Below are 11,499 nucleotides of genomic sequence, written 5' to 3' on the forward strand. Positions count from 1 at the left end.
TGTCTACGCTTAAAGGCTAATGTTACCATTAGCCCTCCAAGACTCGCTACGAGTGAATGGCTAGTTCTTTCTCGACGGGAATCCCACCCGCTATATGATACGACCTAGGCTCGGCCGCACACCTGCTTGCGTTAGTTCAATAAGTTCAACATAAAGTTCTTTAATGCTTTTAGAACAAAAAGAAAAAAAGAACGAATTCCTCCATCGGGAATTCGTTCTTTTTTCATTATTCTAACTCCACCCATGTGACAACAAAGAAGTTTTGTTGAGTTAATACAAAAAGGATCGGCCACTTAGAATCATGCATTTTATTTTCTAAAATTATATTTCAGCAATAGCTCTCGTTCAAGAAATATTTCTGTTTAATTATGCTAGTTAAGACATACGGATATTCGTTTTATCTCCTGTTCTCTGACGCTTTTCCTTATACGAAATCACTCCAATCAAGCCAATTATAGAGAAAATAACTGGCGTGATGAAACCATAGTAGTATCCATCAACTTGATTACCTGATGTAGATTGAAAATGATCCAATATATATCCAAAAATGATTGGTAGCAATACAGCACTTAGAAAGCCACCCGTATTCACAAACCCAGAAACAATACCGGATTCTTTTATAGCGAAAGATTGACGCACAGCTGCAAAGGTTAATGCACTTGCCCCATATCCAAAGCCAATGATAAAGAATAGTATAATAAGCAAGAAAAATGATGGATGCCCATTAAATAATAAGAAAGAAAACCAACCTAATAATACAGCGATATGAACAACCATATATGGTCTTTTTATTGTTTCTAACCGGCTTGAAATCCAACTAATTAAAGGAGCTCCAATAAGTGCCCCTATAAGACCGATCATAATCAGCTGGCTTGCACCTGAGCGTGTCATTTCATACATATTCATCCCATATGGTACTGCCCAAGAACTAATAAACCCTACATAACCTCCGACTACTCCAAAATGACAAAAAAATAGAGCCCATGCTTGCCGATTTGAAAATATTCTTCGTAGTAAAACGGTTGTTTTTTCACGTTGTATTTCTTCTATTACAACTACTGGTTCTTCCAAAAAGATTTGTTTCGCTTTTTTTAGAAGCACAAAATAAAGGAGTAAGCCACATAAACATAATAGTAGTCCCGCTGAGAAAAATGCAGCCCTCCAACCAAGTAAATATATCCATGCAGAGAAAGGGACTGTCGCTAATAAGAAACCGAGACTTCCTGTCATGCCCGCTATTCCAATTAATCGAACAAATTCCTTTACATGAAACCATTGGGCTAAAATTAGCACCATATTAACCCATATGGTCGCATCCCCTATCCCTGTCAGTATTCTGGCAAAAAACAGGACGAATTCATCTGTACCAAGACTATAAATGATTGTACCTAAACCTGTAAGTGTGGCACCGATAATTAGAAAAAAATTTGGACCAAAACGATCAGCTAAAATCCCCATCGGAATTTGCAAACTTGTGTATACCAAAAATTGTATACTCGCCAATAACCCAATCGTTGATGCTGTTACATTAAAATCCATCATCAATTGGTCTGTAATCAATCCTGGAGCGGTTCGTTGGCTCGCCATTAACAAATAAGTAAACAATACAGCAACAAATACAACCCATCTGTATCTGCTATTTTGTTTGTCCAATGAATTTCTACTCCTATTAGCTTTTATATATAATATGAATTTCAAGTATCGGTAAAACCTGTTTTTCAGAATTGTTTTATGATTTGAATTTGATTGGAAGTGTTTTTAGTTAGATAAATTCAATAAAAAAGCTTGAATCTTGGATTTTATCGCGTCTCAATTACATTTTTATTAAAGCACACAAAAAAACGATACATCCATAATAGTTAGTAATAACCTTTCCAGCTACAAACGCTCCGTAGAGTACTACATAAAATGGCCTCATCCCATGATGCATAAGATATTTCTCGTCCTCTTCTTCTCAATCTGTACTTCCTTTACAAACAAAAAAGTGGATAAAGGATGGAGAGATAGGGATATCCCCTTTTCTCTCTCAAACCTTAATCTACGTGTAGACTATCCATTTGCACTGGAGTCTTCCTTGTGACGGTTCTGCTAAATAGTCATTTTCCAATTTGATAACTCTAACCATTTTTCCTGTTCCTTATAGTCGGGCATTATTTTTCCAACAAGTCGCCAATAGGAACGGTCGTGATTAAGATGGACCATATGACACATTTCGTGAACGACTACGTACTCGATTACCTTAAGAGGTGCCATTGCCAGCCTCCAATTAAATGTTAACTGCAGCTTTGAATCACAGGTTCCCCAGTTACTTTTGCTATCAGAAATACGGATAGAACGTGGTTTTACTTTATAGTTACTTTGATAGGAGGATATACTCTTCTCAACTAAAGCCTTACACTGCTTGTAATAAAAACGTTTTAAAGCTTGTTTTATTTTTTCATCATCTAGTTGCTTCACATATATATGTAACTTTTCTCCTTCAAACACCACATTGTCTTGCGTGATATTTATATCATGATAAATCCTTATGGGATAGGTGTTTCCTAAATAAAGAAAGCTCTCACCATGTTCGTAGACCTTCTTTTGTGGCCCAAGCAGTCTATCCTTTTGTTCTTTTGATTTTTGCTGAATGAGTTCCCATTTGTCCTCTAATAATTGAATAACGCTTTCGTCTGGTGTCCCTTTCGGAGCCAGAACTTCAATATTTCCATAGTGATCCATAGTAATGCCTATGGTTGTCCGCTTTTTGTATGTTATTTGAAATTGTATTGTCTCACCTGAGTAGTTATGTACCATTTCATCACCTGTTGGACCTTTAATGCCCATATTTTCTGTATTTTAGCATTTATCCTTCTGAAAAATTTCTAGTCGCACTTAACAAGGACAGACATATTCAATCCATGAATTAACTAAATGTAGACTAAAAAGCGGTAAAAGAGCAATAATAATCTCATTCTACCACTTTTTTATTACTCTATTAAAAGTGTTCCGATATGAACACGCTACACTCTTTAATTTTTTTCTCGTAATTTCTGTAATACGTTAATTGAATCAATTACTTGTTTAGATATTTCTTCTCTATTCTGTATTATAATATCTGGTATTTTTAAGGAAAGTAAAAATTTTTCATTGAATCGCGGGTGTTGGCTACCCCCGACAGCATTAGCAAATACATCTTGAACTGGATTTGAAAGTAAAAATGGGACTAAGAAGGCAATTGATTTACTTGTTTCAATCGGCTTTAGCTTTTTCTTTCAAATACATTATCTACATAGGCCACTTGACTTAAGTAAGGTCTTAGTCTTGAAATAATCTCGTCGCCTGGACAAACAATCTTTTTTGAACTATTTATACTAGCAATACACTCTTTTGCTCCAATTATTTTTCCTTCTGATGCATCACCTATATTTATTAAATAGAGTTCATTCTTATTTTTTTAAATTTTTCTTTGTAAACCCCTGGTCACCAATGTTTACTAACTCTTTAAGCATACTAGTTTTCACAGTTTCTTTAAACTCAAGTTTTCTACCTGGGTGAACGCTAAGTTTCCAGGTTAGAAATTTTGCCGAAAAGTAATGCATCATAATACTTATCCGCTATAAAATAGTGGTCTTTTAATCGTCCTTCTAACTCATACCTGTTCTTTTCAAGTATCCGAGCAGAACCAATATTGGCATGAACTACCACAGCATGAAGTTTATGAAGATTAAGTGATTCAAATGCAAAATCACTCATCAATGCAACTATCTCTGTGCCATACCCTTTACCCCAGTGTTGTTTATGTAATACATAACCAATTTCAGCTTGGTTTGCTTCTTGATCAAAATTAAAAATCATGGCTGTCCCTATAATTGCTTGAGTTAATTTTTCAACAATGGAGGCATATAAATGAGTACCTGCCGACTCACGTTTTAACATTATATCAATGTGCTGACGAGATTCCTCCAGAGTACTCATCAGATTCCAGCCAATAAACCGTGAAACTTCTTGATCTGACGCATAATCATGTATCTCTTGAACATCCTCTATCCTTAGTGCTTTGAAATAGACTTTTTTACCCTCTAATGAATGAAATAAATCATCTTGCTTCTCCATTTTAACCTCCTCTAAATTTACCTTTGGTAATGTACCTTCGTTGTAACGATATTGTTTCCAATTAAAGTTAATATTATCGCACTAACCTTAATACATCCTTTCAAATAATTTCCCATTATATGTTCCAACTGTTTCCTTGGGAATCTAAACTATTCCTTTCAGAAAACAGACTTTATCAAATCAAAAAAAGTTGCCGGTTTCAAAGGAACTTCAAACTGAATAAAATAAGTACAAATGAGTTGATGTGATTCATTTTTTCTCTAACTTTTGAGAGTTTCATCATTTCACTGTCCTCGTCCCATTAACATTCTTTTTCAAAGTTATCAAGCAATGCACGCACTTCATCTGTTGATTTCGTGTTCATCAATTGATTTCTTAATTCACCAGCTCCACGGAATCCTTTGACATAAATTTTGAAAAAGCGATGAAGCCCTGTGATTGATCGTGGCAGTGCTTCCGCATATTGATCTTGAAGATCAAGCTGCAGTCTTAAAAGATCAAGGTATTCTTTACTGCTATGCTCTTTTGGCTCTTTTTCAAAAGCAAACGGATTTTTAAAAATACCTCGCCCGATCATAACGCCATCAATACCATATTGTTCAGCAAGCTGCAGCCCAGTTTGACGGTCAGGAATGTCTCCATTGATTGTTAGTAGCGTATTTGGTGCGATACGGTCACGTAATTTTTTGATTTCCGGAATTAGCTCCCAATGCGCATCTACTTGGCTCATTTCCTTTCTTGTACGTAAATGAATAGAAAGGTTCGCAATATCCTGTTTTAAAATATGCGTTAACCACTCCTCCCACTCATTTACATCATTATAGCCAAGTCGTGTTTTCACGCTGACAGGCAGTCCGCCCGCTTTTGCTGCTTGAATAAGTTCTGCCGCAACGTCTGGACGCAGAATAAGGCCACTACCTTTTCCTCTTGATGCCACATTCGGTACAGGGCAGCCCATATTAATATCGATGCCTTTAAATCCTAGCTCTGCCATGCCAATACTCATTTGACGGAAATATTCGGGATTATCCCCCCAAATATGTGCCACCATTGGCTGTTCATCTTCTGTAAAAATCAAACGGCCACGCACACTTTTCATGCCCTCTGGATGACAATAGCTATCCGAGTTTGTAAACTCTGTGAAAAATACATCCGGTCGACCGGCTTCACTTACTACGTGACGAAAAACAACATCTGTCACATCTTCCATTGGTGCAAGTACAAAAAATGGTCGCGGTAAATCACGCCAAAAATTATCTATCATTTCAAACTCAAATCCTCTCACTATGGATACAACTTCAAACTCTCGGTCAAAAAACATAAAGCCAGATGTTCCACTTCTTTTACACTTATATCATGCTTAATAACTTATTATCAAACACAAGTACATTTGGACATTAATAATTTGTGCGATACTACCTTCGAAAATCGACAATGTTTATTTTAACGAAAATAGGTCCTGAATGGTATTTTATAAACAAAAAAGCAGATGGTATAGATTTTTTCTATATCAACTGCTTTTCTATTATACCAACTCCAACCACGCGACAGCTTCACAATGCGTGGACTGCTGACGGTAGCAAAATAATCATTGAAGTGCTTGCATTCACCTAAATAAATTTTAATCTTTTTCCTTCATAACTTCAGACATTATATCATGCCACCCAAAGAATCTTGTATCAATTAGGGTGTTTTAGAACCCCAGAATTCCCGTACATTCAACATTTCCGAATTATCTGGATCAAAGGATTTCATATGTAATGAGCATTTTAATGAGCAAAATGATATGACTTGTTTACACAATAAAATTTTCCACGTTTGGTTGGTTTTTATTTGCTGCAGTTACTATATCATTAGATGTGAATAAGCATCTAACCGGAAAATGATATCAGTTAAAGCTTCGCGAAACTTCGTTTAGATCAAAGATATCCGAAGACGAAAAGCGTTTTACTATTCACAACGGAAACTCTGATGCAATCAATTCAAACATAGATGAAATGGTGTTGGATTTCGGACAAGTTATACCCTTACTGATTTTTAATTCAGATTGTCCTCTTTATAGATGGCTACCTTTACTTTATTTAACTTTTTCATGATGGGAATTCATATAAACTTGATTGTATAACAACAGCTTTGATATTATATTTTCTTACTAGAGAATCCACCAATTCTTCAAACCACTTCTCAGAATTAGGAGATATATAAACACTTTTAATAAGATGCTCTAAGCATATATCAATGCTTAAGCCGTTATTACTAGCCTCTTTAAATCCACCTTTCCCATCTAATGCATTTAATTGATCTGAGACTATTAAACGGAACTCTCTTTCGTGCTCGAACGATTTTCTTTTATAAATAAATGGACTTATCATGGTTCCATCTAATACATTGTCCTTACTGTAGTCGATATATTTCACTTCAGCCGCTATGATATCTTTCGTACTCTTTGAAAAGCTTTTTTTAATATCACCAAATGTTGTCCGAATTGCAATTCCGTTCCCTCTTTTGGCATACAAATCCCACATTGCCGCAGATTCAATATTATTCATATGCCAACAGTTTATAAATACAAATCCTCTCATCATTTCATAAACATTAGAAATACTACCCCTTAAACTTTCCCCAACCTGCACTAATTCTCCTGTATCTGCTTTATAAAAAGAAAGATTATCAATTACCTGTTTCGGTACAGTTCCTTCATACTTATCTACAAATAAATCACCTCTTAAAAAGAAAACAGATTCATTCTCTAGTAAGCTCATGAATTTAGCGAAATCCATATATCTCCACATGACTGTATCGTCTGCGGGTACTGTAGAAAAGCTTAAATTACGAATCAATTTAAAATTCACCCCATCTTCCAGTTTTCTTATAATTCAAAATAACGAATAGTATTATGGGTACAAGAATATTGATAGAAGTTAGCCTATTCAATCTATTAAGTATTACTCCGAATAATAATCCCGCATTTCAGCTTGCCATTCCTTTATCTGAGACAACATTCCATCAACGGAATCTAAAAATGTAAATAAATCATTAAAATATGAAGATATATTAAATAGGTCATACTTTTCCTCTTTTTTAAAGTGAAATTTCAAATCCTTATCCACCGGATATCTAAATCTGGTTGATGTTTGGTCTATTTTATTATGCAGTTGATTAATATAGATCTCAACATTATTAATAGTTGTATCACCAGCAGGGGCATTAGAATGTAAAACAATATCTTCTTTCACCGAATTCCAAATCCCTAAGATGCTATGTTTTTTCTTCCTCATTATTTTTGCCGCACTCACACTATCGTATTGACAACCTTCTATCAAAATCCTCTTTAATGCTAACTCTATACCATTTCGGTATAAGTAACACATTGGAAGAAAAAGATAATCTTTTTCCACATTTTCTTTAATTACTTCAAATAGATAGACAGCACTCTCCATGTACCCCTTTACATAAGGATAGAATTCGTATTCTTTACCAAACCTCGACCAAATCACACTCTTCTCATAATAACTCCCGCCTTCTATAAGCAATACAGGCTCAAATACGCTAAATTCTTTATCCACAATTTCTTGGTGTAAAATACCTTCTAAAAGTTTATAAGCACTATTCATATTTACCCCTAAAGCATATAAATTAATATGGATTTGATCCGTAAAACTTCCCTGCATATTCATTTTAATCGGATACCTAAATAAGTCAGATTGTTCGTCAACCTCAGAAATATTAGTTAAGAATTCATTTAACCAATCAAATTTATCCTCTTTCATATTTATTACATCTTCATTTATAAGTTCTAGTATTTCATCGAAAGCAAACTTTAAATTATGCCGAACCTTTCCAATATAGTTTTTTCTGTCATTATTATTAATGATATATTTAAAAGCTATGGATTTTAACATGAGCTCTAAGCTTTGTCTGTATAAATAAACCATAGCAAAGAACCAAAAATCTCTTTTTGGATGTTCAATTGAAGATAATGTATGATTTATTAACACATTCGCTGCGGACATAAAATTCTTAGCGTATTGGAAAAATTCCTCTTGAAGATTTTCTGAGTTCTTTACTTTCAAAACATGTAAACTATCTTTCCCCACAAATTCAAAATCAGCTTCTTTTCTTGGCCAATTTCTCCCGTTCAATATTTCCCGCCTCCTAATCCATCAATACATAGCTTGCTTGATTCTCCACACAAAAATAATCACTTCCATAAATACAGTATCAACGGCTTTACTAGTAATTCAGATTATCGTTTAGGTCAGGCTCAGTACTACACACCACCATTAGAGCTTGATTATTGTTGAACTTACTCCTACTTTTTGGTGCAACTAGCGGTAGTTTCTTCCACTTTGCTCGGGCACAGAGACACTATGCTCTTCAAGCGTTTCTTTACCAATATACGAGAACGTGACATCGTAAAACTCCATGGCAACAATTTTCTTTAGCTGCTCATTTACGCGACGACGGCCTTCAAGTACTTATTGCAACACTTCCTCTACATCCTATTCTCCACAGCCGCTAAGTCCGTTGTGTTCGATAAAACAGCCTCATCTCCAAAATAGTCATACAAAAAGAGAAAATTTAGGTTGGCTCCTTCTCAGACAATTTCGTTATCTGACTTACGATTCATTTGTAGTAATATCAAAAAGCAAGTACAGCTTCCAATATGATAAAAATTTCTCTAGCTACTCCAGATGCTGAGAAACAATTACCCTTGAAATAACGGTATCCCCTGTATCACTTACATACAAGACATCATATTTTTTACCAAGTGCGACTGATTCGTAGACAAACTCAGTTGTACTTATAGTTTGAACAAGAGACGCGTCCTCTGCCATATAATCCATAGCGTGTCCGCTTAAAAAGGATTGGTCCATTTCGACATTAATCCCAAGTGATGCCTCTAAATTTACTTCTGCTTGAAAAATTTCCTCGTCGGCTAGCAAGTAAAGAACATTTCTCTCCTCATCACGAAAAAATAAATCGGATTCCTTTTTGTAATTGCTTATGTTTAGCGTTCCATATACAGTGTCAATTTCCGCTTGGTTCTCTACTACCACATCTTCTTGTACTTCAAATTCTTCTTCTTTTTCTTCTTCTTCTTCTTCTGCATTTACAATTTCCATTGTTTCCTCTACTAGCTCTACTTCGATTTTTTCTTCTGCCACAGTTTTTTCAGTTTCTTTGCTACTGCATCCTATCAAAATGAAACATGCCAACAATCCAACAAAGATTAATCCGTATTTTTTCTTCAAAATAATACCCATCCCCCTTTATTATTTTTCAGGCTTATATTTGTATTAACTTGGATACATTAGATTAAAGATATATGGTTTTTATAAAAACTAATATACCTGACTCATCATTTTTTAAAAATCGTTTTAAAATTTTCTTATATTATATATAATAACAAGGTTTTCTGAATAGATTGATTCTTTTTTTTAAAACTAGTAGAATTCTGCCGAAATCTAAATCAGAGTAAATTGTCTTTGGCGACAGTATCCCCGTGAATACTGTTTAAATCCATACACTATAAGTTGTACATAACTCCTGAATTAAGAAGTACAACATCAATATTTAAGAATAATAATAGACCTTCAAATGATTGTCTTGCTCAACTAAAGCACTGTTACTTAAAGAAGGCTTTCATTAACATCCGTATTCCATCTTCATTTCTTAGCTCTTTCTCATGCATTTCATCATGTTCAGACCTTTGGGTAACTGCTTGTTACCTTCCAAACATGTAGCTCTCCAGCGTTGTCCTCTTCTTTTTTACCATGATTTACTCAATCACTTCTCATGCTTTCTTCTATTTACGTTTGCTTCAAAAATTAACTTCTCGTTTATATTCTCGGTTTTTTGTGTTTCCTAGACTTTTTTGCATAGTTTTAGGCGGTTGCTTCGATATTTTGCCCACAATTCGTTATTTTGCTTTGGATTTCCTAAATACAAGCACCTTACGGAAATCGGTTTTCTTCTATCACATATTTTGTGTATTCCTAATCACTAGATATTAATATATTCGTAAACCCTTTAAAATTAATTATTCACGGGCTCAGTATCCATAATCTTTGTTATAACTATCCCTAATTTTGTATTTTTTCTACTTTTAATTTTCTTAACTTGTATCTTTTACTATTTTGATGCACTAACTCATATTTTATGTTCTTTTCATTCACAGCTAATGACGGATCCTAGTTCCCTTTGTTCTTTTATCTATTCCCTTTGCTTCCTCTCGTACCCTGAAGAATGCTCTCTAAGAAATGTTCGAAAATCAATGGGGAGAAATTGTGGGGGAAAACGTGTGGATAGTTTGCGTATATATTCTCTTATTGTTAGGAATTGTTGTGTAAAAGTTGTGTAACTTTTGCAGAAATACGGTTTTCAAACGGTAGAAAATGATAAATTGTGAACATGTTGTGGAGAAGTATGGTGGAAGAGTTGTGATTTGTTGTTCAATTGTTGTGTAACTTTTCCACGAGGAAATGTTGGGAGAAAGTGTAGAAAACGTTTGATCTGCATAATCTGGTCACTACTTTTTGTGGGGGAATGTTTGAGAAATTGCATGAGTGGAGAATGTCTGGGCATGATGAAAAAACCAAGTAGGACCCAAAGGCTTCTCCAAGCTCATGTGTTTTGCTGTCCGTTTTTTACTAAAGCACCACGTTAGTTCAACAAGCTCTATTAATCAACAACATTAGAGCGTACCTCACAATCACAGTATCCGCCTTGGTTTTGCATTGCTTTTACGATTTTAGATATTTTACTCTTAGGCATGTTTTCTTCCAACCATCTCTTTGTAAATTTAAGAGAGTGGTCACAATCATCGGCATTTAACATTTCATCCAAAAATAAACCGAGGGACTCCAACTGTTCTGCGGATAAGTTTAGCTCATTCCACATTCCACCATAGTCTTTTAATAGGGCAAATCTTTTAAGGTCCTTTTGGTTCTTTTTATCCAACTCCATAGCCCTTTCCAGACAATAAATAGCATTGTTATAATTGAGTAAGCATTCTTCGGCTTGCGACAACAAACGCCAAGCAAGAGGATTTGTTCCGTTTTCTATTACATAATCCTTTAACCCTTGCCTTGCTTCTAAAAGAAAAGGAACAGCTTTTTTTGCTGGGGCTCTCCTATCCAACGAACCTTGCATTGATAATTTTTGACCTTCGATTAGAGTTTCTTTTAATGCTTCGAGCTTTTCCATAAATACCTCACCTTTAATTCCATTTTGCTACTATTTTCGTTTTCTATCGTTCATTTTCCTTCTTTAACTAGTCGAGTAGAAGGGAACCTCTCTACCTTTCGGTAGATTGTGTTCCACCCCCCTCACAGAACCGTGCTTGCGCTATTTACGCACACGGCTCCTCCTAGTCATCATTCACAAAATATAGCTAATCTC

The 11,499-nt window shown here is 35.0% G+C and carries 8 protein-coding genes; all 8 read right to left on the bottom strand.

The annotated features are described in order from the left end of the window. Window positions 1–375 precede the first annotated feature (375 nt). The gene (locus tag FG384_RS18880) at window positions 376–1,653 is read right to left on the bottom strand and encodes an MFS transporter (protein ID WP_142644237.1); all 1,278 of its coding nucleotides are present in this window, start codon (window positions 1,651–1,653) and stop codon (window positions 376–378) included. Between the two features lie 435 nt (window positions 1,654–2,088). Further along, window positions 2,089–2,796 carry a M48 family metallopeptidase gene (locus FG384_RS18885; RefSeq protein WP_142644243.1) on the bottom strand — a complete coding sequence of 236 codons (708 nt, stop codon included), beginning with the start codon at window positions 2,794–2,796 and terminating at the stop codon, window positions 2,089–2,091. Between the two features lie 744 nt (window positions 2,797–3,540). Beyond that, on the bottom strand, window positions 3,541–4,095 hold the full coding sequence (locus FG384_RS18890; RefSeq protein WP_142644238.1) for a GNAT family N-acetyltransferase: 555 nt from the start codon (window positions 4,093–4,095) through the stop codon (window positions 3,541–3,543). Window positions 4,096–4,396: 301 nt separating this feature from the next. After that, window positions 4,397–5,359: a tRNA dihydrouridine synthase gene (locus FG384_RS18895; protein ID WP_142644244.1), complete on the bottom strand. Its 963-nt coding sequence runs from the start codon at window positions 5,357–5,359 to the stop codon at window positions 4,397–4,399. An 826-nt stretch (window positions 5,360–6,185) separates the two neighbouring features. Further along, window positions 6,186–6,935 carry a DUF2971 domain-containing protein gene (locus FG384_RS18900; protein ID WP_142644239.1) on the bottom strand — a complete coding sequence of 250 codons (750 nt, stop codon included), beginning with the start codon at window positions 6,933–6,935 and terminating at the stop codon, window positions 6,186–6,188. Between the two features lie 105 nt (window positions 6,936–7,040). After that, the gene (locus FG384_RS18905; protein ID WP_142644240.1) at window positions 7,041–8,237 is read right to left on the bottom strand and encodes a hypothetical protein; all 1,197 of its coding nucleotides are present in this window, start codon (window positions 8,235–8,237) and stop codon (window positions 7,041–7,043) included. A gap of 543 nt (window positions 8,238–8,780) precedes the next feature. Continuing rightward, on the bottom strand, window positions 8,781–9,350 hold the full coding sequence (locus FG384_RS18910) for a hypothetical protein (RefSeq protein WP_166462495.1): 570 nt from the start codon (window positions 9,348–9,350) through the stop codon (window positions 8,781–8,783). 1,429 nt (window positions 9,351–10,779) lie between these two features. Further along, the gene (locus tag FG384_RS18915; protein WP_142644242.1) at window positions 10,780–11,304 is read right to left on the bottom strand and encodes a DUF2695 domain-containing protein; all 525 of its coding nucleotides are present in this window, start codon (window positions 11,302–11,304) and stop codon (window positions 10,780–10,782) included. Window positions 11,305–11,499 lie beyond the last annotated feature (195 nt).

This window comes from Psychrobacillus vulpis (genome assembly GCF_006861825.1).
Taxonomy (GTDB): Bacteria; Bacillota; Bacilli; order Bacillales_A; family Planococcaceae; genus Psychrobacillus; species Psychrobacillus vulpis.